The sequence below is a fragment of the Flavobacterium sp. 22659 genome, assembly GCF_052044235.1.
Taxonomy (GTDB): Bacteria; Bacteroidota; Bacteroidia; order Flavobacteriales; family Flavobacteriaceae; genus Flavobacterium; species Flavobacterium johnsoniae.
The window spans coordinates 246100-269147 of the sequence record NZ_JBQEMU010000002.1 but is presented as its reverse complement, the minus strand read 5'-3'; the positions used below and the strand labels follow the sequence as shown (position 1 = coordinate 269147).

Here is a 23048-nt window from a genome sequence, read left to right as displayed (position 1 = left end):
TCCGCTCCAAAAACTGAAGCGGAATGTCACCATTAAAAAAAAATCAAGAATTATCGCTATAACTCAAGTTATCGTTTTTAGAAAACACCAATGTAGTGGTTTCCTGGTTTGTTAACCAATTTTGCACCTTTTGTAACAGCACCTGTTACAGCATCAATAATATAGATATTTCCATCTTTACCTACTGGAGTTACTGCAATGTAAATTTCGTTTCCATCAACTACAAAACCTTGGTATTGACCAAAATCTAAATCTGCATCGTAAGGAATTCCATCTACTAATTTTGCTGTTTTTGCGTTTAGGTCAAGTCTTGCAACATATCCCTGGTCATTTGCATTATGGTGGTAAACTGCATATGCAATTCCGTTTCCTACATATCTCCAGGCATCGATATAAGAACCTGTAACTCCAAGAGCAGCATCTAAACTAAAAGAATACGAGTTATCATATTCATTACTTTGGTTAATTTTCAGGATATAAGAACCTTTTTTAGTATCTCTTTGAGTTGCCTGATAGATATTTCCATCATTTGCTACAAAGCTGTTAAAACTTCTGTATCCGCTTGTATCACCAAAACCAACTGTAGAAGTAATTACTTTAGGATTTTTTAATGAAGGATAATCTACTACAACTGATTTAGATCCTAAACGATCAAATGTGCTTTCGTTTGTTCCTGTAGCCGGATTTGTTTTACGCATCCATGTTCCAATAATCAATTTGTCTCCTGCTTTGTTTAAGGTTGGAGCATCTAAACGGAAAATATGGTGTCCTAAAGCTTCTTCTGCAGCAGATAAAGCAATTTCATACTGCTCGTAAGTAGAAATATTAATTTTTTGGAAGTCTAAACTTAATACCGTTGCAGAACCTCTTGTGTATTTATATGTTGTTCCGTCCTCTTCTGTTTTTACAACAGGAGCGGTTACGTTTACAGCTACACCAGTTTTATCACCGTCAAAAAGTTTTACCCATCTTGGTGATGCTCCTGCATATTGTGCAATGCTTACCGTTTGTCCAGACTGTACGAAGTTTTTACCTCCATTTACATTATAAGTCATAAACTGACCTCCGTTTGCACCTGTGTAAGTAATATTAAAAAGTGTTTTTCCATCTACAGATGATTGTAAACGTGCTGTTCTGCTTGACTGAACAGGTTCTCCGTTTTCGTAAACATCAATAGATACATTTGGATTTTTTGCATCTGTTTTGCTGACAGAAAATACTTTAGTTCCGCCGTCTCCGTCTCCGGGATTAGTCTGCATTAAAGCACCTGCAACAGTTATCCATCTTTCTTCGGTTGGAGTAGGATCTACAGGAGTTTCTTCATTTTTATTATCGTCACTGCTGCAGCTTGTCAGCGCAAATGTGGTAAAAAACAATCCACATGCCAGTAGTTTAAATGTACTTTTTTTCATATTTATTACATTAAAAGTTATTAATTAGTTACTAAAATTTATTGAGTATGTAGTTTACTTTTAAATAAAAAGCTCTTCCGGGTTTTTGAACCGCAAAATTGTCATAAACCTCTTCGTTGGTTATGTTTTTAGCATCAAAGCTTACAATATATCTTTTGCCTCGAAATATGTAACTTAAACCCAGATCATGAGGAAACTGCGATGGAGTTTTGTCCATTTCTGTTTGAAGCCATGTTGTATAAAATTCACCTACATAACTAAAATTGTAATACAGATTCAATTCTGATTTTTCCTGTAATACATTTTTAAAGTTGTATTGTGCATTAGTATTTATAATGAAGTAAGGTTCATTTGGATACTGCTTATTATAATTGTCATAAATTTTGCCGTTTGGATCGTATTTAAGTTTGAACAATGAATTAAATCGTGACATATTCATTGATACAAACAATTTGTTTTTATTCGAATATTCTAATGAAGCTTCATAGCCAAGAGATTGTGCAGTTCCCATATTTACAGATGGGGTTGCCTGCAGAGCCTCATTGACTCTGGTGCTGAACTGGCGCACAATTTTGTCTTTAGAATTTCTCCAGAATCCTGAACCCGAAAAACTGAATTTGTGTTCATTAATTTTAAAAGGACCAAATCGAAGACCAACATTTAGGTTATTACTCTGTTCAGGTTTTAATGAACTATTTGATGTTTGATTTTCACCCGGATTACCAAAAATTTCATTTTCAGAAGGAAGTCTTATTGCCTTTTCTGCAGATGTAGATAACATTAATTTAGGCAGAACAAAATAAGATGCTGCAAATCCGTATCCGTAGAAAGTCGTATTGTTATTTTCCAGATTTTCGGTAATTGTAGTCTGCCCGTTTGTTGTAGTCAAAACAGGAGTTCTCTGTTCTGTTTTTTGGTTGTATCTTTTACCAAATACATTTGTTCTTAAGCGGGAACCAAGACCTTCAAATTCGTAGGCAAATGATAAAATGTTTTTTTGCAGGTCGCGTTTCTGCTGAAAATTTCTTTCCAGTTCAGATTTCATTTCATCGTAATCATCTCTCATAAATGAGTAAAGCATTGTACTGAATACAAATCTGTGATTTTCATTTACAGAATAATTTAAACCGCCCCTTGTACTGAAAATTTTATTATTAAGATGAAGAATTGTCGGCGCTCCCTGCTGTGCTCCATTTGGTGTTAAAATAGGAAGGCCTTTAAGACCAATTGCTTTTTCGTTAAACCAGTTGTAATTCCATTTTACTGTATCGTTTAAAACTTCATTTCTCTGGCTGAAAACCGAATTAATATTAAATTCAAGACCTTTTATTATAAAATCTTTTTTAGCGTAATTAATGCTTATTACTTTGGCATCTGCTTCTGTAAACCTTCCTTTATATGGAGTAGACATTGCCTGACCATGCTGGATTTCATTATAATCATCAGACATGTTTATGCCCACTAAAAAAGTATCAGCCCACTCAACATCTGTAAAACCAAGTTCAAAACGGCCTCCATAAGAACGATAAGCATCATTAAAACGTTTAGCGCGTATTTGTTTCATTACACCATCTGCCTGCACGTCACGGGCAAATTTCCCCCATATTTCATAATTATTGTCAGAGTAATTATAAAATCCCGATCCTTTTAAAGTAAAACCAGATTTGTCGCGGTATGTCGTATTAAAATTTGATTGAATGGTATTAAATGAACCATAAGATACAGAAGCATTCAACGAATTTTTAGCTCCTTTTTTCAGGATTACATTAATAGCACCGCCCAAAGCATCATCGGCTAAATGTGCCGGAATTACGCCTTTGTAAACTTCAATTCTTTCAATTAAAGCAGGAGGAATACTGTTTAAGTTAAAAGACGAACCGTAAGTAGAAATAGGAATTCCGTCGATAAATATTCGGATGGCATTGCCAGACATTCCGTTTAGGTTGTAATTTACGCTGGAACCTAAACCTCCGTTTTGTCTGATTCTGACTCCCGCAGACTGTCCTAATAAATCATTAGTTTGGATATTTCTTTTGGCTGCTTCCTGAGTTTCGATAACATTTACAGAAAAGCCTTTTTCGATGATTTCTTTTTTGGCAGTTTTTTTCTGAATCAATACTTCGTTTAATGCTTTTGGATCCGTTATTTTTTCCAGAGAAATCGTAATTTGCTGTGAAGGACGGTTTAAAACAAAATTTACACTTTTGTTTTGGGCTTCCATTGAAGAAATTTCCAATGTGTAATTTCCGTATGAAAGGTTTCTAAATTCAAATTGACCATCGTTATCTACAACGGCAAATTTTTTTGTACCGCTGATTTGTACTGAAGCACCTGTGGCGATTTCGTTATTGGTAAAGGTTACTTTTCCTGTAATTTTTCCAGTTTGAGACCAGCCAGAAAGGGTTATCATGAAAAGGAGAAAGTAAAAAATTCTCATATTTTAAGTTGTACTGATTTTATATGGCAGCAAACTTATAGTATTATTTAAATTTGATCTAAATAAACCTGTTAGAAGATTATTAGATTTACATTAGAGATTTTAATGTTGGAAATAAGTAGTAATTGTTAATGTAAAACCGTGCTGAAAACTTAGATTCTCAGCACCTTAGAATCTTAGTATCATAAATTTACAATTTTGCTTTGAATTTTTTAATTGAGAAATTTTTAGACTTAATAACTTTTCCATTATCAGTAATCATTACACAGCTGTAATCTGGAAATTTTTGAAGTAAAAGCAAGCCTTCAGTCTGTCCCAGAACCATCATTGAAGTGCTTAATCCGTTTGCGGTTTCGGCATTTGGACCAAAGACAGTCACGCTGCACAAGCCCGTTGCAGGATATCCGGTTGCAGGATTTATAATGTGAGAATATCGTTTTCCGTTAAAAATAACGAACTTTTCATAACTCCCGGATGTAGTTACCGCACCTTGATTTAAGGGAACGACTGCCAGAAGTTTTTCAGGTTTAAAAGGGTTTGTGATTCCAATTTTCCAAGGCTGTCCGTTAGGCTGTTTCCCCCAGGTGCTCATATCGCCGGAACCGTTTACAATTCCGGCTTCAATGCCTTTTGCCATCATCATTGTACGGCATTTATCGGTTGCGTAACCTTCACCTAAAGCGCCAAAGCCAATCTTCATTCCTTTTAGTTTTAAGAAAATTGTAGATTGAACAGAATCTAAAATAATGTTTTTATAACCCACTTTCTCAACCGACTTTTTTATGGCTTCCGCCGAAGGCATTTCGGTCATCGAACCGTCAAATTTCCAGATTCGGTCCATTGCGGCAAAACTAACATCAAATCCGCCGTTGGTTATTTCTGATAATTTTAAAGCTCTTTGTGCAAGTTCAAATACTTCGCGATCAACTTTTATAGGTTTAATTCCGGCATTTTGATTTACCTGAGAAACCTGAGAATCCGGTTTCCAGTCAGAAATTAGGTTTTCAATTCGCGTAATTTCGGCAATTACTTCGTTTATATTTTGTTCTGCAGTTAGAGAATCCTTTGCCACAATACTAATGTCAAAACGTCCGCCCATAAGCAGAGTGGTTCTTTTTCGTAAAACCTGCGAATGTGCTGAAAAACAACAGGAAATTACAAACAGGATTAATAATTTATGTGACAATAATTTGTGCATATTTTTAAAGAATTTGAAGAGTCATATGTGTCGCCCCGCTGGGGCTTTGGTTTGGTATGAATTAAATTAATCTATAAATATATCGCCCCGCTGGGGCTAATTTTTTTTAGATGTGCTAATTTAATCTATAAATATATCATCCCTTCGGGATTTGTACTCCTAAAAATCAAAATAGCTCTAGCGGAGCAAAATATTTATAGATAATAATTGATTTATCGTTAATAAAGCTCCAGCGGAGCGATATTATATTACCTCGCTGGTGTTATTTTTTTAGATCTGCCAATTAATCTATAAATATGTCATCTCTCCGGGATTTGTTTTCCTAAAATCAATATAGCTCCAGCGGAGCAAAATATTTATAGATAATTTTTGATCCATCGTTAATAAAGCTCCAGCGGAGCGATATATTACCTCGCTGGTGTTATTTTTTTAGATCTGCCAATTAATCTATATGTCATCCCTCTGTGATTGGTAGTATCTATTTGTAATATCAATAATCAACAATCTAAAATCTAAAATTGCACTCCTAATAACAATCGGTTAAAATTTGTCCTTTTTCCTTGTAATCATCGAGATTTAGCATTTTGTTATCACGACACAATTCACCCAGAATCACTTCTACATCTTTCTGCATTGCAAGCGAACCGCAAATCATGATTACACCGCCGTATTTCAATAAATTAACAAAAAATGCGGTATCCCTTTTTATCAAATCCATTACATAAATTTGTTCGGCTTCTCGCGATAAAGCGACATGAAAATTATCCAGATATTCTTTTTGGATCATTATATTGGCAAACTTTTTATAAGCCAGCAGTGTCGGCGTTTCCATTCTAAATCCGCTGTAAAGCTGTATTTCTTTCTTAGCTTTATTTTGTTCAATCATTCCAAGAAAAGGAGCGATTCCTGTTCCGTTAGAAATAAAAGCCACTTTTGACGCTTTCTTTGGGAAATGGAAAGCATGATTATTAATAATTCTGGCTTTAATAGTATCGCCGGGCTCCAGATTGTTTAAATATCCAGAACCTAATCCGTTTGGATGCAGTTTTACAACCAATTGTACATTTCCGGAATGATTTCCAATAGAGTAGAGGCGTTCTCTCGAATCATTGGCAGGATAAACTGCCAGTAAATCGCCAGAAGCAAATTTCGTTCGGCTATTGGCACGCAGTGTTAAAATAAAAGTATGTTCAGTATCTGAAATTGGCGTTTTATCTAAAACCATTAATTTCTGTAAACCTTTTGGAACATGGTTATACAGAGATGGAGTAGAGGCAAGCGGAATTTCGGTTTTCCTGCTCCACAGTTTTACCCATTCTGTAAACTCAACTGCCGATTTATCATTAACGGTTTGTAAATCTAAAAAGCGTTCTGACCAATTTTGATTTTCCAGAAGCTGATCGATTTCAACAGCAAACTGACAGAAATCAGGATAAGATTTTGATCCAAAACCAACAACCGAAAATTTAATTTTTTGTTCCTGATTTTGTTTTTGTAAAAGGGTTTTGAATTTTCTGGCGTTTGAAGGCGGATCACCTAAACCATGAGTAGACGAAAAAACAATAATATGCTCAGCTTTTGGGTAAACCGAAAAACTATTTAATTCGGCCGTAAAAACTTTTTTTCCATGGCTGATTAACTGCTTCGCAATAGCATTGGCAAATCGAAAAGAGCTTCCGTTTTCAGAACCAACCAGCAAAATATAATTGCTTTCATTGGCTTTGAATTTATTTTTAATTCGGCTTGATCTTCGTTTTAGAGTAATAGCAAAACCAGAATAAATAAAGAAAAGAATATTAAGACACGCAATGGCTAAAATTACAGCCCAGACAGCATTAATTCTTCCTGTATGCAGGTCAAGGCTTAAAGCTGATAACTGAACAGTAAACGGCGAACGTTTTTCTGAAAGTAAAGTGCCGTCAACCTGATTGACTTCAATTTCGCGGTCTTTTAGTTCAATGATATAATATTCTTCAGGATCATCTGTAAAAGGAAATTCGATTTTCTTTACATCAGACAGGAGTGTGGTTTTAAATACCGAAGTTTTTTTGGCTTCCGCCGAAAGTTCTGTTTTTACCGGTTTTGCTTTTTCTTCACCCATAAAAAAGTTAAATCTTTCCAGCGATAAATAAGTTCCGGTAAGCGCGATAATCAAAATTGGGATCAAAGCCAGACGGCCTAAAACAACATGATAATATTGTGCAAAATATTCTTTAATTACTTTCGAAAAGAAATTACGGATGCCTCTTTGTCTTTTTAAAACCAGTACAAATCCCGAAATTGAAATTAACAGTAAACAAAAAGAAATTACGCCAACAAAGAATCGGCCGGTTTCATGAAGAAACAGCGAACGATGAAAACTTGTAACCCATTTAATAAATTCACTCTTTTTTGCAGGCGTTCCTAATGCTTTTCCGGTTTTAGGATTAATATAAGCATTCACATCATTTCCATCTTTATCAATGGCCTGAAGTGTTACAAACTGATTGTAATCGACACTCAATTCGGTGATTTCTGAGTATTCTTTTTTTAATACCGGCAGTGTTTCTCCCAAAGTAATTTTATCAAAATCAGCAGCTTTGTACGGAAGTGTTTTTTCCTGTACTGCATCGACTGCGAGAATGATTCCGGTAACAGAAGCTAAAAGCAGAAATATCGAAGAAAATAAGGCCAGAGCCAAATGTGCGTAGCGCCAGAAAGAAAGAGTCATTTAGTGTATTCTAGAAATGTAATAAAATATTTAAAGCTTTGTCAAGGTTTTACAACTTTGACAAAGCTCGGATTTTAAGTTTAAGCAGAAAAATATTTCATGCTTATCTAAGTTAAAATAAGATTATATTTTGTTCAGTCTTACATATTTAATGTAACCTTTACCGTCTGTTTTGTCAGCAAGACCTTCTGTTGTAAGCGGAATTTCAAGATCGCTTACATAATATTTCTGATCTTCAACTGCTGACTCAAAACGCAGTTTGTAACCTTTATTGATTTTAGAATCTTCAATTTCGATTGTTGTAACACTGCGGTCTCCTCCGGTAACAGATGCACCGGTTTTTGCGCTGATGTCTTCACTTTTCTGAGCGTGGAATTTATTCCATTCTTTCAATGATTTGTACCATTTTTTGTCGTCGCCCATTACATAAAGTGTTTTTTCGTATGCACCGCTTGGGTTAATAAGCGAAACAACAATATAAGCACCTTCTCCCATATAATTTGTCATTTGCAGCATGCATTTGTATTTGCTTGATTGTGCATTTGCCTGTAAAGCAACAAAGAATATAAGAACGATTTTAAGTATAGATTTCATTTTAATTAATTGTGAATTATGAGTTGTGAGTTATGAATTATTAGTTGTGAGTTATGAATTATGAATTATGAGTTATGAGTTATGAGTTATGAATTATAATGTATAGTCTACAACTCATAACTTATAATTCAAAACTCATAACTTTTAAAGATTATTTTAAAAAGTCAATTGATACATTATTTTTTGTAAGTAACTCATTTTCTTTAGCCAGAGCATAAGGAGTTTCGTCAAATTCAGTATTGATGTCTTTTTTAGCTCCTGCAGAAATAAGATACTTTAATATAGAATCATCTTTAGATGTCATAGCAGCTCTGTGCAAAGCGGTTAAACCATCTTTGTTTTTTACATTTACGTCTACTTTTAAATCTGTAATTTTTTTAAGAAGCGAAACGTCATTTTTTGTAATAGCTAAATGATACAATGTATTTCCGTCTTTTTGAGCCGCTGCTAAGTTTAAACCTTTATCCTGCAGTAATTTCGCTTTAGCATCAAATGGATCTGCAGCATTGTCTTTTCCTGCCGGACGGTAAGATTGTACTAAATACACACCTAGATTGTTTCCGTCTTTGTCTTTTACATTTACATCAGCACCTTTGCTTAAAAGTACATTTACAGCTTCTGGCGTTCCATATCTAACCGCATTTGTCAAAGCTGATTCTCCTTTTAAGTTCTGAGCATTAATATTTTTAGCCACAGGAAGTAAAATCTCTAAAACAGCAGTTTCTCTTGCCGATGCTGCAGCCATTAAAGGCGTGTTTCCTTCTTTATCTGCTTTATTAGCATCAGTACCTTTGCTTAAAAAGTATTTTACAATTTCTGCCTGATTTGGTTTTCCGGCTAAAATATGCAATACATTTTGTCCTGCTTTGTTTTGTGCAGTTGGTTTCAGCTTTATTTCTTCAACTAAATATTTATAAGTTTCGATTGTATTGGTTTCTCTTCGGCTTCCCTGAGCAGCTGTAAACAATGCATTATCATTTGGTTTTACTCCTTTTGCTAAAAGTTTTTTCAAAAGATCAATATTACCAGATCTTGCTGCATAAACAAAAGCAGTATTTCCGTCATTATCCACATCTTTAAGAGACATTCCTTTTGTTGCAAAATAATCAGCAGCTTTTAAATCTTTATCAGAAGAAATTGCTAAAAGCAATAAGTTGGCGCCATTTGCATATTTTTTCTTCGGATCGATTCCGGCTTTAAAGAAAGTATCATATAAAGCAGGATTTGATTGTCCGTTTGAAGCAGCAAAATCTATAGGAGTAGTTCCGTGGCTGTCTTCAAATTTAACGTCAGAGCCTTTTGCTATTAAATATTCAACTAATTCTGTATTTCCTCTGTACGCCGCCCAGTGTAAATAAATACGGTTATCGTGGGTTAATTTTGTAATTGAATTTCCAGGCAGATCGACTAAGTATTTGATCACAGCAATTGGTGCATCATTATTAATTGCCAGTGTAGTTACATCAAAAGCATTTATGTTTGCTTCGGCAGGATTGTTACCTTTTGCAATTTCAGCTTTAACCGTTTCAACAGTTGGAGAAGTTTTCCAGAAAGACTGTTCTAATAAGGTGTTTTTTTGCTGTGCATTAACAAAGAACACTGCCGTTAATGCTAAAGAAATAAAAAGATTCTTTTTCATATTTTGTTATGTTGTTTATTGGAGTATGACGTCCAAAAATTATAGATGAAACAAATGTCTATTTAGAATAAATCAAAATAATCGCAAATGTAAAGATTAATATTTTTAAATCAAGTTTTATTGCCTTCAAAAGTTTAATTCTAATAATTTTTTAATTTATTTCTGCACTTCTGGTTTTTTGTTTTCAACTATATCGATTTTTTAAAATTGTAAGACAAGAATTTTATATTTTAGTTTAAAAGTGTTTAATATTTTTTTTATTCTTATTGATTTAAAATATTGGTAATTAATATTTTAACTTTTTAATAAGTAGAACATTTTAACTATTGGCAGTTTTTCTTTCTTACTTAAAAAAATACCTTTTCATGACGAAATCTGCCTTTCAAAGTTTATCAGATTTTACCTAAAAATGACCAAAATTGAAATTTATCTGTTGATAACTGTTTTTTTGTTGGATGTAATATTTCTGTTTTTTTTGTTGACAACTCTATTTAGATTTAGTATAAATAACTGATAATTCGGTAACTACGGAAAATTATGCAGCTGTTAATAAATAGTTTTTTTAGTGGTTTTTAACATTGTTCTTTCCTGTTGATAATTGCTCGGATTTTTAACATCAAAACTTAGACAATAGAAAATTGAGGGGTTAATTTTGTATGTATAGAAAACACAGTTACCCACCCCAAAATCCTGTTCGTTTTCTAATCTGAATTAGTCACCGATAAATACTATATATATGTCTATATTTGATAAAAGAGTCAATTATAAACCTTTTGAATACCCGGAGGTTTTACAATTTACAGAAGCGATAAATAAAGCGTATTGGGTTCATACAGAAGTTGATTTTACTGCTGATACTCAGGATTTTCACGCTCACTTATCTCTGGCAGAGAAAACAGCGGTAAAAAACAGTCTGCTGGCAATTGCACAGATTGAGGTAGCCGTAAAAAGTTTTTGGGGAAACATTTACGAGCATTTTCCAAAACCAGAATTTAATGGTTTAGGAAGTACTTTTGCTGAGTGTGAATTCAGACATTCTGAAGCGTATTCTCGTCTTTTGGAAGTGTTAGGTTATAATGATGAATTTGAAAAACTTCTGGATGTACCGGTTATTCGTCGTCGTGTAGATTACCTTTCAAATGTACTTAAAGACACCAAATCTCAGGACAACAGAAAATATATGGTTTCGCTGATCTTATTCAGTATTCTGATCGAAAATGTTTCGCTTTTCAGTCAGTTTGCCATCTTGCTTTCTTTTACAAGATTTAAGGGGTACATGAAAAATGTGAGCAACATTATCGCCTGGACCTCTATTGATGAGCAGATTCATGCAAATGGAGGAATTTATATTATCAATAAAATCAGAGAAGAATTCCCGGATTATTTTGATGAAGAGACATTGGCTTTGGTGAGAGAAACAGTTAAAGATTCTATTGCAGTCGAATCAGACATATTAGACTGGATATTTGAAGAAGGTGAAATTGAAAGTATTAAAAAAGGTGATTTAGTGAATTTTATGAAATTTAGAATTGACGAAAGCCTGAAACAAATTAATATTCCGGTAATTTTTGATGTAAAGGTTGAAGATTACAAAGCTCTGGCTTGGTTTGAAGAAGAAGTTTTTGCCAACAGTCTGGACGATTTCTTTGCAAAACGCCCTGTAGAATATACTAAACACGATAAAAGCATCACGGCAAACGACCTTTTCTAAAAGCAGCACAATATGAATACAATAGATCCAAATGAAGTAAATAGTCTTCCGCATAATGAAGCAGGAACCAAAATGTGGTGGAAGAACTCTGAAAGTGAACAAATTTTAAATCGCGGTTATCTTTTAAAAGGAGAAACAGTAGAAGGTGCAATTGACAGAATTTGTACAGCTGCTGCCAGAAGATTATACAAACCAGAATTAAAAGAGTCTTTTGTAGAAATGATCGAACGCGGCTGGATGAGTATCAGTTCGCCGGTCTGGGCTAATATGGGAACCGAAAGAGGTCTGCCTATTTCTTGTTTTAACGTTCACGTTCCAGATAAAATTGAAGGAATTACACATAAATTAGGCGAAGTAATCATGCAGACTAAAATAGGCGGTGGAACATCTGGTTATTTTGGAGAATTGCGTGAGCGCGGAAGTGCCGTAACCGATAACGGAAAAAGCAGCGGTGCCGTAAGTTTTATGAAACTTTTTGATACGGCTATGGATACGATTTCGCAAGGCGGAGTGCGCCGCGGTGCATTTGCAGCGTATTTGGATATCGATCATCCGGATATAGAGGAGTTTTTAAAAATTAAAAGTATTGGAAATCCAATCCAGAATTTATTTACCGGAATCTGTGTGCCGGATTACTGGATGCAGGAAATGATTGATGGAGATGCTGATAAAAGACAAATTTGGGCAAAAGTATTAGAAAGCCGTCAGCAGAAAGGACTGCCGTATATCTTTTTCAGCGATAACGTAAATAAAAACAAACCACAGGTTTATAAAGATCAAAACCTAAGAATCAACGCTAGTAATTTATGCAGTGAGATTATGCTTCCGTCAACTCATGACGAATCATTTATCTGCTGTCTTTCTTCTATGAACTTAGAATTGTATGAAGAATGGAAAGATACTGAAGCGGTAAAACTGGCGATCTTTTTCTTAGATGCAGTTTTACAGGAATTCATCGAAAAAACAGAAGGCAACTATTATCTTTCTGCAGCAAATAAATTTGCTAAAAGACACCGTGCGCTTGGATTAGGTGTTTTAGGATGGCATTCTTATCTGCAAAAAAATATGATTCCGTTTGAAGGAATGGAAGCTAAAATGAAAACAACAGAGATTTTCAAACATATAAGCGACAAAGCAGATAAAGCAAGTCAGGAACTGGCTAGAATTTATGGTGAACCTGAATTGTTAAAAGGTTATGGAAGACGTAATACCACTACAATGGCAATTGCTCCAACGACTTCATCTTCGGCAATTTTAGGACAGACTTCGCCGGGAATCGAACCTTTCAGCAGTAATTATTATAAAGCTGGATTAAGCAAAGGTAATTTCATGCGTAAGAACAAATACCTTAAAAAGTTATTAGAAGAAAAAGGTTTAGACAATGAAGAAGTCTGGAGAGAAATTATGCTAAACGGAGGAAGTGTTCAGCATATGTCACAGCTTTCTCAAAATGAAAAAGATGTTTTTAAAACATTTAAAGAAATCAGCCAGTTAGAAATTGTACAGCAGGCAGGAATTCGTCAGAAATTTGTAGATCAGGGACAAAGTTTAAATCTTAATATTCCGGCAGAATTAGCGATTAAAGATGTAAACCGTTTAATGATCGAAGCCTGGCAGCAAGGAGTTAAAAGTTTGTACTACCAAAGAAGCCAGAGTGTTTCTAAAGAATTAGTAACGAGTCTTGTTTCTTGCAGCAGCTGCGAATCATAAATATTAAAAAGCCGAATCTTATTTAGATTCGGCTTTTTTATTCATATTGTCATGTCGACGAAGGAGACATCTCCGCAAGTAACTCTGTAATGATTGTCCTTTTAAACACATAGAAGCATAAGTATTGCTAAAAGAATTCGGAAAGCCTGCTTTCCAAACAGAGTTACTATGATTGTTAATGCAAGTGAAACGCCTTTTTTCAAGTTAAAAAGTTATGTTTCTATGTGTTAAAGAAAAACCTCAAACTTTAGACTTCAACCTGCTCAGCGTTTCCTGAGAAATGTTGATATATGAAGCCACAATTTTATTTGGCAGTCTTTTTACAATAGCCGGATTAATTTTGAGTAATTGATTGTAACGTTCCAAAGCATCCATAGTGGTAAACGACATTAACCGATTGGCATTATTTACATAAGCTTTCTCTAAATAATTGCTGTAAAACTCTCGCCATTGCGGAATAATCTTCATTAAATGATTAAAATCCTCGTGTGTGATGGCGAGTAATTCAGATTTCTCGATTACCTGAATATTTTCCTGAGCAGGCATTTTGGTTATAAAACTGACTAAAGCTGTGGCAAACTGATTTTCAAAAGCAATATATCGGGTAACGTCTTTTCCTTCTTCATTAATAAAAAAGATTCTTATACAGCCTTTTCCAATAAAAAAAGTCTGCTGGCTGGTTTGTCCCTGTTCCAGCAGTAACTCATTTTTACTTTTTTTCAAAGGTTTGAAATAGGAGAGAATGGTATTTAAATCTTCATCCGAAACTTCAATGCTTTTTCTAATATAATTACCAAGCTGTTCGTATATCATTTTTAGTTATAATCACGCACAAATTTACGGTAGTGTAGAATATCTTCGATAGATAAAACTACTAAGTCGTGCTGTTGTGCAAAGCTAATGATTTTGTCGAGTTTAGCCATGCTGCCGTCTTCATTCATTAATTCGCAAAGAACGGCTTCGGGCTGTAAACCTGCCAGTTTCATTAAATCGACACTTCCTTCTGTATGGCCGTTTCGTTCTAAAACACCATTATCTCTCGCACGAAGCGGAAAAATATGTCCGGGCCTTGCCAGATCTTCCGGTTTTGCATTTTGTGCAATAGCGGCTTTAATGGTTGTAATTCTGTCAGCAGCAGAAACTCCGGTTGTAACGCCTTTTTTAGCTTCAATCGTAACGGTAAAAGGAGTCTGGAAACTGCTTGTATTTTCTTTTACCATATAAGGAAGGTCGAGCTGGTCTGCTTTTTCATTTGGAAGGCAGAGACAGACAATACCGCTGCATTCACGAATCATTAAAGCCATATCTGCAGTATTCATGTGGTGTGCAGAAAAAATCAGATCGCCTTCATTTTCGCGGTCTTCATCATCGGTTACGATAATTCCTTTTCCGTTTTTAAGCTGTTCGAGGGCGTTTTCAACCCGTTCTTTACTGGTTATCCCAAATTGTACTAACGGACTTATTTCTGTACTTATCATTGTATTGTGTTTTGAAACTTTTTAAAATAATTGGATTTCAAATGTACAGTTGTCTGGAATGTAAAAGTTTGATATAAGTCAATAAATTGGATATACTTTTTTAGTGTTATTCTAATTTAATTATCATAAAATCTTAATTTAGTACCCAGAAATTATAATCCTAAACAATAAAATACCCGCAGTAAAAAATGGAAAATATCACAGTAATTATAATGTTACTCTTTGGCGTAGCTTTTCTTAGTTTAATAAGTAAAAGATATAATTTTCCAATTCCTATTGTTTTGGTAATGTGCGGTGTAATTATCAGCGTTATTCCGGGGCTTCCAGTAATAGCACTGAGCCCGGAAATTGTTTTTATTATCTTTTTGCCGCCTCTTTTATATCATGCAGCGTGGCATACAAGCTGGTCAGATTTTAAACAAACCATACGTCCCATAACGTTAGCGGCTGTTGGTTTGGTTTTTTTTACTACAGGTTTGGTCGCTGTTGTGGCGCACTGGCTTATAGATGATATTTCCTGGCCGTTAGCTTTTTTACTTGGTGCTATTGTTTCGCCTCCAGATGCGGTTTCGGCAACAGCCATTACTAAAGGTTTAGGGCTGCATCCCAGATTAATTGCCATTCTAGAAGGAGAAAGTCTTGTAAATGACGCCAGTGGTCTTGTTGCTTACAAATATGCACTTACGGCTATTACAGCAGGGAATTTCGTTTTATGGCAGGCTGGATTAAACTTTGTTTTAATGTCGGTTCTGGGTATAGCAGTAGGTTTGGCAGTTGGTTTTATCATGTATTACATTCATAAAAAATTTGTCTGCGACGACATTATAGAGGTAACTCTTACTTTGCTGACACCTTTTGCATCGTATTTAATTGCAGAACATTTTCATGGTTCAGGAGTTTTAGCGGTAGTTGCAACGGGTCTTTTTTTAGCAGCAAGAACAGGAGCGATTTTTTCTCATGAAAGCCGAATCATGACCAATACTATATGGGATGTTTTAAATAACATTCTCAACGGATTAATTTTTATTTTAATTGGTCTTCAGCTGCGCCAGATTATGGATGGAATCAGCAATTACTCAGGGAATGCTTTATTTATCTGGGGATCAGTAATTAGTATTGTAGTTATTGTTGTTCGTTTTTTATGGGTGATTCCTGCTACTGTGATTCCTAGAATGTTAAGTAAAAGAATCCGGGAAAAAGAAGAATTTGATTATCGAAACATGATTGTTTTTGGCTGGTCTGGTATGCGTGGTGTGGTTTCCATGGCTGCTGCTCTGGCACTTCCGTTAATGTTGAATAAAACAGAAGAATTTCCGCTTCGTAATTTAATTATATATTTGGTTTTCTGTGTAATATTGTCAACATTGGTTATTCAGGGACTTACACTTCCGTGGCTTATTAAAAAACTCAAAATAGAACGCTATTCTATTTTAGCAGAAGAATATAATGTCCGCAACGTAATCGTTTCTGAAACCATTTCGCATATTGAAGATAATTTCTCTTTATTAGATGATGAATTACTGCATAACATTAAGAGCAAATACGAAGTAAAATTTAACCGTTTGCAAAAAACAGAACTTCCGGCTAACTTTTTTGGAAACGGAAAAGTATTAGACGGCCAGATTTTTAATGAGTTTACGAGAGTTCAAATCGATCTTTTGAATGTTGAGCGCAGTAAACTTGAGAGCATGCACAAAAAAGGTTCTGTAAACGAAGAAATTTTCCGCAAAATAGAAAAAGAACTGGATCTGGAAGAAACGCGTCTTTGGATGGAAATGTACGAAGAGTAACATTTCTTGGATTCTTATAAATGATAGTAATAATTATGTAATTGTATTGACTGCCAGTTTTTTAAATTTGGAATATTAAGTTGAATACAAACAGTAAAAAAATATAATTATGAAAACGATATTAAAAACTAAAATTGCATTATTGATCCTGCTGACAGGATTGGCATTTTCATGTAAGAAGAACGAGACAACGGTTGAACCTGTAACAACAGATTCTACAGAAACTATAATAGACACTGTAGGGCCTGAAGTAGATACAACTTCTACAGATACTGTTAGAACAATGCCGGCAGATTCTATTAAGAAATAGAAAATTTTAAATTAAAAAGTAAAACCTGCAATGAGAAATCATTTGCAGGTTTTTTTATTTCCTGTCTTTTTCTTGTTTTTAAAACTCTATTTTTGACTAAAAAATAACTAAATGAAAAAAGCTGATTTAATTAAAATTCTATCTTTTGTGTTAATAGCATTATTTATTGCAGGATGCAGTACACATAGTTCATCTTCATCTCCTAATTCGGGAAAAATTCCTCCGGGACAGGCGAAGAAAATGTCTGGCAGTAAAAGTGCTAAGCCTTATGCACCGGGACAGCAGAAAAAGAGAAATTAACAAACAGAGATAAACCGTAAAATTATTTGCGGTTTTTTTTGTGAATTTATATGCCGCCGTATCTCAAAGTCGATCCTAAAATAAGCATTGTAACTCCAATTAAAGTAACGGAAATAATTAACACCGCCATTTTCTTTATATTGAATTCGTTTAGGTTTGGAATGATCCTGAATTGGGCAATAAGAGCGCAGATTATAGTAAGAAAGAGAAGTAACAGCTTAGCAGAAACTACTTTTTCAAAACTGCCGGAAAATGTAAACCAGGTATCGATTGTAACGCCAAAATCGTATGCCATCCAGATTCCGGTAATAACAAGTGTAATAAGCGATGACATGCCGAGAGTTTCGAACTTTCGTTCAAAATTTAAAATAATATTGGGGTCTTTTTTCCTTAAAGCCGAAGGCAGAAAAACAATACTAAGCGTAAGATGTCCGCCAACCCAGATTGTGGCTGCCAGAAGGTGAATTATTAAAATAAAATGGTGAAGTGTCATAATACAATATTTTAGAAGAAAGCGTTAAAAAACAGTAGTGTATTATTCCCTAAAAATGACGTTTATTTTTGAGGCTGAGCAATTCTCAGATTTCAACAGTCTTTTAGAATGTCCTAAACCGCCAATCGTGGGAACATTATTCATAAAATACTGCACATAATAATTTCCTTTGTAATTCAGGTTTTCGAGATATTCGGTCATTTTTAAAAACTGTGTTGGGGTTATAAGTGCTGAATGAAGCGTAGTCCGAATTTCAAACGGAATGGAGGAATTCATTAAAAGTTTCAGACTTTCTTCAAATTCAGCAAATAGGTTAGATTGAGTTATGGTTTTAAAAGTTAAAGGCAGGGATTTAAAATCTAAAGCAGCGTAATCGATTAGCTTTTGATCGATCAGTTTTTTTAAAACAGCTGGTTTAGAGCCGTTAGTGTCAATTTTTACAATAAATCCTAAAGCTTTTATTTCTTCAATAAACGGAATAATATTTTTATGAATAGTACATTCACCGCCGCTTAAAACGACTCCGTCTAATAATCCAATTCGGGATTTTAGAAAATTAAGAATGTTTTCAAAGTCCAGTTTTCCTTTCCCCAAAACAATATCCGGATTGTAACAATACGAACACCGCATATTACAGCCCGCAAACCACACAATGCAGGCTGCTCTATCCGGGTAGTCTAATAAGGTAAAAGGGGTTATGCTGTAAACAGCTTTATTAGACCATAATTTCTTTGAAATGTGTTCGCTGCTGATGTTCGCCTTTTTTTCCAATGTTAAAACTTTCTACAGGCCTGTGATAGCCCATTACTCTTGTGTACACTAAACATTTGCTTCTTTTAGCATTTAGTTTTTCAGGAATTTCATGAGACAGTGTTTTCATATAGTATAGCTTTTTGGTTATTTTCATTTAACAATATTTCATCGCATTTAGGGCAGTATTCATGCTCGCCGTCCAGATATCCATGAATTGGGCATATACTGAAAACGGGCGTTACTGTTATATAAGGCAGTTTAAAATTGGTCAGTACTTTTTTTACGAAGTTTTTACACGCAGCAGGACTGCTTATTTTTTCTCTCATATACAAATGCAGAACGGTACCGCCGGTATATTTACATTGTAAAGCGTCCTGAAGCAGTAAAGCTTCAAACGGATCATCTGTATAATCTACCGGAATCTGCGAACTGTTTGTGTAATAAATATTTTCTCCATGTCCGGCCTGCAGGATTTCTGGAAAACGTTTTTTATCTTCTTTGGCAAAACGATAGGTAGTTCCTTCTGCGGGTGTAGCTTCCAGATTGTATAAATTTCCGGTTTCTGCCTGAAATTCTTTCATTCTCGAACGGATATAGTCTAAAATTTCTTCAGCAAAATGAATTCCTGAACTTGTTGTAATATCTTGTTTCCCATCAGTAAAATTGAGTACCATTTCGTTCATTCCGTTTACACCAATGGTCGAAAAGTGGTTTCTGAAATGTGACAAATAACGCTGCGTATAAGGATACAAACCACGGTCGTACATTTTTTGAATAAAGATTCTCTTTTTCTCCAAAGTCGATTTGGCAATTTGAAGCAGATCGTTTAAATGATCGAATAAGTTTATAATATTTCCTTTATACAAATATCCCAAACGGGCCATATTAATGGTTACAACACCAATACTGCCTGTCATTTCTGCACTTCCAAAAAGACCATTTCCTCGTTTTAATAATTCGCGCAGATCAAGCTGTAAACGACAGCACATACTTCTGACAGCGTTGGGTTTGTAAGCTTCGGGATTTTCGATTTTATTTCCATTTTCATCTAAAATATACTGGCTTCCAATAAAATTCTGAAAATAAGAAGACCCTATCTTGGCTGTGTTTTCAAACAATAAATCAACATTTTCGCCTTCCCAGTCAAAATCCTCCGTGATGTTTACAGTTGGAATAGGGAAAGTGAAGGGCTGTCCATTGGTGTCGCCTTCTGTCATGATGGTATAATATGCCTTATTGATTAGGTTCATTTCGTTTTGGAAATCGGCATATTTTAAATCAGTCAGTTTAGTGACACCTCTTTTTTTAGCTTTATAAACCAGTTCGGGATCATCTGAATATAGAAACAAATGTTCGTCATTTCTTGTCGGAATCTGTTCTTTAAGATCGTTTGGCACATTCCAGTCTAAGGTTATATTCGTAAAAGGAGATTGTCCCCATCTTGCCGGAACATTGAGGTTGTAAACAAAACTTCTAATGCCTTTTAAAACCTGATCGTAAGAAAGCTGGTCTTTGAAAACATAAGGCGCAAGATATGTATCAAAAGAACTGAAAGCCTGAGCGCCCGCCCATTCGCTTTGCAGAATTCCCAGAAAATTAGCCATCTGCCCCAAAGCTTCCCTAAAATGCGAAGGAGGTCTGCTTTCTACACGGCCGCGAACGCCGTTGAAACCTTCGTTTAAAAGAACACGTAAGCTCCATCCGGCACAATATCCCGTAAGGCAGTCCAGATCATGAATGTGAATATCTCCGTTTCGGTGTGCGGCGCCTTCTTCTTTAGTATAAATTTTATCGAGCCAGTAATTGGCAATAATTTTACCGGCAGTATTGCTTACTAAACCGGCATTTGAGTACGATGTATTAGCATTGGCATTAATACGCCAGTCAGATTGATTGATGTATTCTTCAACCGTTTGTGTGCTGTCTACATACGTTGTATCGTCGTTTAGGCCGTTAATATGTTCTCTCTGGAGTTTTCGGGTATGTCGATAGATAATAAAGGAACGCATGGTTTGAAAATAACCGTTTTCAAAAAGCACACGTTCTATACTATCCTGAATCTCCTCAACAGGCCACGAATATTTTGATTCGAGTCCGTTTAGAACGATTTTCAGAATTTTTTTATCCATCGGCAGATTGACGCTTTTAAAAGCTTTCTGGATGGCATCCTGAATTTTATAAGCTTCAAAAGGTTTATAATCTCCGTTTCGTTTGATCACATATTTTTCCATGATATTTATAATTTAAGGCACTTGCTCAAAGTTTTTTTCAAGCATAATTGCTTTAGGAAACAGTATATTGTTTTCCATGTGAATATGCTTGTGCAGATTCATTTCAAAATCTTCCAGCATAGAAAATGCTGCTTTGTAAGTATTGCAGGCTTCTGCCGGCGGAACATAATTATTGGTCAATGCTGCAATTTTTCTAAAACGCTGTCCTTCTGCGGCATGTTCTTCTTTCATCATGATGACCTGATTTTCAATGCTTCCAAACGGAGTAGTTTCAACAGAAAATCCTTTGCTCTGCGCTCTTTTCATTTGAATGATGAAAGGGAACATTACGCGTTCTTCTTTTTCCATGTGTTCTTCAAGATCTAAAGATGATGCTTTGAAAATTTTATATATTTCGAACAATTCAGGAAACGTTTCGCCATATACATTGCATAATTTATGTAAATACTGAAGCAGTACAGGCGTTTTCTCTTTTATGTATCGATGATGGGTTTTTATAATATAATCGGTTAAAAGGTCTAACGGCCAGGATTTATAGTCGAAGGATTGATTAGCGGCCTGAGTTTTGGCTTCTTCAAGTTTTTCAATTAAAACAGCTTCGGGAATGTCTCTTTTTTTGCAGACTTCTTCTATAGTGCGGTGGCCTTTGCAGCAAAAATCGATATTGTATTTTGTAAAAATTGCTGCTGTTCTAAAATCATTTGCTGCGATCTCGCCAATTGTAGTTTTACTGGTTATTTTCATAATATTGGTTTTTAGTTTAAAGACAAAATATATGGGGCTTTTCTTTTTTTGCAGTGTTTAATAATAATTAAGGCCACGGTAAGCATATTAGAAAATTCTATAAACGGAATTGTAATTTCCTGACCGTGTATAAGGGTTTCGGCTGCATTTTTAATCAATTTTATTTTTTGAATTGCATAATCGGTATTGCGTTCTTCGCTGGAATAAAAATTGGTTATAAGAGCCTGTATTTCTTTTTTTAAAATTAAAAAGGCAACATAATCTGTTTTGATTTCCGAATCGGTAAATTTTGGAATAAGCAGTTTTGATGAAAACTGAAACGAATCTATTGTTTTGTCTATATTCTCTGATGCCTGATGTGCAAATACCAAAGCTTCGAGCAGTGAATTAGAAGCGAGACGGTTTTTTCCGTGAAGTCCCGTTCTGGCGCATTCGCCAACAGCATATAAATTAGGAATTATTGTTGCTCCATTGCGGTCTACCTTTATGCCGCCGCATTGATAATGGGCTGCAGGAACTATAGGAATCAAATCTTTTTCAGGAAACAATCCCAGTTCATTGCAATGTGCTGTTATAGCGGGAAACTTTTTGTAGAAAGCTTTTTTATCTAAATGCCTGCAATCGAGATAAACATGTTTTTTTTGTGTTTCATGCATTTCTTTATGAATGGCGTGAGAAACTATATCACGTGTAGCGAGTTCGCCTCTTGAATCGTATTTAAACAAAAACCTTTTTTTATCTTCATTTACTACATAAGCACCAAAACCTCTAACAGCTTCTGAAATTAAAAAGAGTTGACTTTTTTTGCCAGTGTACAAAGCCGTAGGATGAAACTGAATGTACTGCATATCTTCAATTTCTACGCCTGCACGCGCTGCAATGGCAATTCCGTCTCCGGTTGCAATTTCAGGATTGGTTGTGTTTTCAAAAAGAGTTCCGCATCCTCCTGTACTTAGTATTATTGATCTGGCGGGGATATATTTTATTTTGTTTTCGTTTTTATCATAAAAAAAAGCGCCTGTACAATGTGTCTCATTTTCTTTTGTTTCGGTATTTAAATCAACAACCTGATAATTTTCGAATAATTTTATGTTAGGCAATTCTGCTATAATGTGGAGCAGTTTTTTTTCTATTTCTAAACCAGATCTGTCTTTATGGTGCAGAATTCTATGCTGAGAATGTCCGCCTTCTAGCCCCAAATCCCATTGACCGTTTTGATTTTTATCAAAAGAAGTTCCAATCTCAATTAATTCTTTTAACCTTTCCGGTGCCTGCTGCACTACCATTTTTACAATTTCCTCATCGCAATGTCCGCCTCCTGATTTCAGTGTATCTTTTATATGCTGCTCAAAACTATCCTGTAAATGATTGGTTACAACAGCAATTCCACCTTGTGCAAGCTGTGTATTAGTGTTTCCTGCCGTTTTCTTTGTCATAATCACAATCGATAAATCAGGACGTTTTTTTGCTGTTTTCATGGCAAGAAATAATCCCGAAATACCAGAACCTACTATAAGTATATCTGTTTTAAGCATTTT

At 35.0% G+C, this 23048-nt stretch carries 19 protein-coding genes; 5 read left to right on the top strand and 14 right to left on the bottom strand.

What is annotated here, in order from left to right:
• Positions 1 to 77: 77 nt before the first annotated feature.
• The 6 genes from ACTJIW_RS03285 to ACTJIW_RS03260 all read right to left on the bottom strand — a co-directional run bounded on the left by ACTJIW_RS03285 (position 78) and on the right by ACTJIW_RS03260 (position 9990).
• On the bottom strand, positions 78 to 1412 hold the full coding sequence (locus ACTJIW_RS03285; protein ID WP_440715539.1) for a hypothetical protein: 1335 nt from the start codon (positions 1410 to 1412) through the stop codon (positions 78 to 80).
• 31 nt (positions 1413 to 1443) lie between these two features.
• Positions 1444 to 3822, bottom strand: a complete 2379-nt coding sequence (locus ACTJIW_RS03280; RefSeq protein WP_440718437.1) for a TonB-dependent receptor — start codon at positions 3820 to 3822, stop codon at positions 1444 to 1446.
• A 217-nt stretch (positions 3823 to 4039) separates the two neighbouring features.
• Positions 4040 to 5047 (bottom strand): FAD:protein FMN transferase, encoded by a 1008-nt coding sequence (locus tag ACTJIW_RS03275; protein WP_440715541.1) that lies wholly within the window; start codon positions 5045 to 5047, stop codon positions 4040 to 4042.
• A 526-nt stretch (positions 5048 to 5573) separates the two neighbouring features.
• Positions 5574 to 7757 (bottom strand): PepSY domain-containing protein, encoded by a 2184-nt coding sequence (locus ACTJIW_RS03270; protein WP_440715542.1) that lies wholly within the window; start codon positions 7755 to 7757, stop codon positions 5574 to 5576.
• 123 nt (positions 7758 to 7880) lie between these two features.
• Positions 7881 to 8351, bottom strand: a complete 471-nt coding sequence (locus ACTJIW_RS03265) for a DUF2271 domain-containing protein (RefSeq protein ID WP_012026042.1) — start codon at positions 8349 to 8351, stop codon at positions 7881 to 7883.
• Positions 8352 to 8502: 151 nt separating this feature from the next.
• Positions 8503 to 9990: an ankyrin repeat domain-containing protein gene (locus ACTJIW_RS03260; protein ID WP_440715543.1), complete on the bottom strand. Its 1488-nt coding sequence runs from the start codon at positions 9988 to 9990 to the stop codon at positions 8503 to 8505.
• 736 nt (positions 9991 to 10726) lie between these two features.
• On the opposite strand from ACTJIW_RS03260, the gene ACTJIW_RS03255 reads away from it, so the two are divergent.
• Positions 10727 to 11701: a ribonucleotide-diphosphate reductase subunit beta gene (locus tag ACTJIW_RS03255; RefSeq protein ID WP_012026040.1), complete on the top strand. Its 975-nt coding sequence runs from the start codon at positions 10727 to 10729 to the stop codon at positions 11699 to 11701.
• 12 nt (positions 11702 to 11713) lie between these two features.
• Positions 11714 to 13411 (top strand): ribonucleoside-diphosphate reductase subunit alpha, encoded by a 1698-nt coding sequence (locus tag ACTJIW_RS03250; RefSeq protein ID WP_274250403.1) that lies wholly within the window; start codon positions 11714 to 11716, stop codon positions 13409 to 13411.
• A 240-nt stretch (positions 13412 to 13651) separates the two neighbouring features.
• Here ACTJIW_RS03250 and ACTJIW_RS03245 read toward each other — a convergent pair whose 3' ends face one another.
• The gene (locus tag ACTJIW_RS03245; RefSeq protein WP_440715544.1) at positions 13652 to 14224 is read right to left on the bottom strand and encodes a Crp/Fnr family transcriptional regulator; all 573 of its coding nucleotides are present in this window, start codon (positions 14222 to 14224) and stop codon (positions 13652 to 13654) included.
• A gap of 2 nt (positions 14225 to 14226) precedes the next feature.
• Positions 14227 to 14889, bottom strand: a complete 663-nt coding sequence (gene ribB / locus ACTJIW_RS03240) for a 3,4-dihydroxy-2-butanone-4-phosphate synthase (RefSeq protein WP_012026037.1) — start codon at positions 14887 to 14889, stop codon at positions 14227 to 14229.
• Between the two features lie 188 nt (positions 14890 to 15077).
• On the opposite strand from ribB, the gene ACTJIW_RS03235 reads away from it, so the two are divergent.
• The 3 genes from ACTJIW_RS03235 (at position 15078) to ACTJIW_RS03225 (ending at position 17289) form a co-directional block, all read left to right on the top strand.
• Positions 15078 to 16679 (top strand): Na+/H+ antiporter, encoded by a 1602-nt coding sequence (locus ACTJIW_RS03235; protein WP_012026036.1) that lies wholly within the window; start codon positions 15078 to 15080, stop codon positions 16677 to 16679.
• Positions 16680 to 16788: 109 nt separating this feature from the next.
• Positions 16789 to 16989, top strand: a complete 201-nt coding sequence (locus tag ACTJIW_RS03230) for a hypothetical protein (protein WP_044047972.1) — start codon at positions 16789 to 16791, stop codon at positions 16987 to 16989.
• Between the two features lie 111 nt (positions 16990 to 17100).
• A complete protein-coding gene (locus tag ACTJIW_RS03225; protein ID WP_044047970.1) occupies positions 17101 to 17289 on the top strand; it encodes a hypothetical protein in 189 nt (62 codons plus the stop codon).
• Between the two features lie 46 nt (positions 17290 to 17335).
• Here ACTJIW_RS03225 and ACTJIW_RS03220 read toward each other — a convergent pair whose 3' ends face one another.
• Genes ACTJIW_RS03220 through nadB form a run of 6 tightly spaced genes read right to left on the bottom strand, consistent with a single transcriptional unit; the run spans position 17336 to position 23045 of the window.
• Positions 17336 to 17782 (bottom strand): copper resistance protein CopD, encoded by a 447-nt coding sequence (locus ACTJIW_RS03220; RefSeq protein ID WP_440715545.1) that lies wholly within the window; start codon positions 17780 to 17782, stop codon positions 17336 to 17338.
• A 42-nt stretch (positions 17783 to 17824) separates the two neighbouring features.
• Entirely contained in the window at positions 17825 to 18553 is a 729-nt protein-coding gene (locus ACTJIW_RS03215; RefSeq protein ID WP_440715546.1) for an anaerobic ribonucleoside-triphosphate reductase activating protein, read from the bottom strand.
• On the bottom strand, positions 18498 to 18662 hold the full coding sequence (nrdD, locus tag ACTJIW_RS03210; RefSeq protein WP_149206919.1) for an anaerobic ribonucleoside-triphosphate reductase: 165 nt from the start codon (positions 18660 to 18662) through the stop codon (positions 18498 to 18500). The genes ACTJIW_RS03215 and nrdD overlap by 56 nt, the downstream gene beginning before the upstream one ends.
• Positions 18643 to 20766 (bottom strand): ribonucleoside triphosphate reductase, encoded by a 2124-nt coding sequence (locus tag ACTJIW_RS03205; RefSeq protein ID WP_440715547.1) that lies wholly within the window; start codon positions 20764 to 20766, stop codon positions 18643 to 18645. The genes nrdD and ACTJIW_RS03205 overlap by 20 nt, the downstream gene beginning before the upstream one ends.
• Before the next feature lie 12 nt (positions 20767 to 20778).
• Entirely contained in the window at positions 20779 to 21510 is a 732-nt protein-coding gene (ric, locus tag ACTJIW_RS03200; RefSeq protein WP_012026031.1) for an iron-sulfur cluster repair di-iron protein, read from the bottom strand.
• 11 nt (positions 21511 to 21521) lie between these two features.
• Entirely contained in the window at positions 21522 to 23045 is a 1524-nt protein-coding gene (nadB, locus tag ACTJIW_RS03195; RefSeq protein WP_440715548.1) for an L-aspartate oxidase, read from the bottom strand.
• Between the last annotated feature and the right edge of the window lie 3 nt (positions 23046 to 23048).

Excerpts from the sequence above, each read along its gene's own strand:
- ACTJIW_RS03285 (WP_440715539.1), bottom strand. The coding sequence starts at position 1,412 with ATGAAAAAAAGTACATTTAAACTACTGGCATGTGGATTGTTTTTTACC.
- ACTJIW_RS03280 (WP_440718437.1), bottom strand. The coding sequence starts at position 3,822 with ATGATAACCCTTTCTGGCTGGTCTCAAACTGGAAAAATTACAGGAAAA.
- ACTJIW_RS03275 (WP_440715541.1), bottom strand. The coding sequence starts at position 5,047 with ATGCACAAATTATTGTCACATAAATTATTAATCCTGTTTGTAATTTCC.
- ACTJIW_RS03270 (WP_440715542.1), bottom strand. The coding sequence starts at position 7,757 with ATGACTCTTTCTTTCTGGCGCTACGCACATTTGGCTCTGGCCTTATTT.
- ACTJIW_RS03265 (WP_012026042.1), bottom strand. The coding sequence starts at position 8,351 with ATGAAATCTATACTTAAAATCGTTCTTATATTCTTTGTTGCTTTACAG.
- ACTJIW_RS03260 (WP_440715543.1), bottom strand. The coding sequence starts at position 9,990 with ATGAAAAAGAATCTTTTTATTTCTTTAGCATTAACGGCAGTGTTCTTT.
- ACTJIW_RS03255 (WP_012026040.1), top strand. The coding sequence starts at position 10,727 with ATGTCTATATTTGATAAAAGAGTCAATTATAAACCTTTTGAATACCCG.
- ACTJIW_RS03250 (WP_274250403.1), top strand. The coding sequence starts at position 11,714 with ATGAATACAATAGATCCAAATGAAGTAAATAGTCTTCCGCATAATGAA.
- ACTJIW_RS03245 (WP_440715544.1), bottom strand. The coding sequence starts at position 14,224 with ATGATATACGAACAGCTTGGTAATTATATTAGAAAAAGCATTGAAGTT.
- ribB (WP_012026037.1), bottom strand. The coding sequence starts at position 14,889 with ATGATAAGTACAGAAATAAGTCCGTTAGTACAATTTGGGATAACCAGT.
- ACTJIW_RS03235 (WP_012026036.1), top strand. The coding sequence starts at position 15,078 with ATGGAAAATATCACAGTAATTATAATGTTACTCTTTGGCGTAGCTTTT.
- ACTJIW_RS03230 (WP_044047972.1), top strand. The coding sequence starts at position 16,789 with ATGAAAACGATATTAAAAACTAAAATTGCATTATTGATCCTGCTGACA.
- ACTJIW_RS03225 (WP_044047970.1), top strand. The coding sequence starts at position 17,101 with ATGAAAAAAGCTGATTTAATTAAAATTCTATCTTTTGTGTTAATAGCA.
- ACTJIW_RS03220 (WP_440715545.1), bottom strand. The coding sequence starts at position 17,782 with ATGACACTTCACCATTTTATTTTAATAATTCACCTTCTGGCAGCCACA.
- nrdD (WP_149206919.1), bottom strand. The coding sequence starts at position 18,662 with ATGAAAACACTGTCTCATGAAATTCCTGAAAAACTAAATGCTAAAAGA.
- ACTJIW_RS03205 (WP_440715547.1), bottom strand. The coding sequence starts at position 20,766 with ATGGAAAAATATGTGATCAAACGAAACGGAGATTATAAACCTTTTGAA.
- ric (WP_012026031.1), bottom strand. The coding sequence starts at position 21,510 with ATGAAAATAACCAGTAAAACTACAATTGGCGAGATCGCAGCAAATGAT.
- nadB (WP_440715548.1), bottom strand. The coding sequence starts at position 23,045 with ATGCTTAAAACAGATATACTTATAGTAGGTTCTGGTATTTCGGGATTA.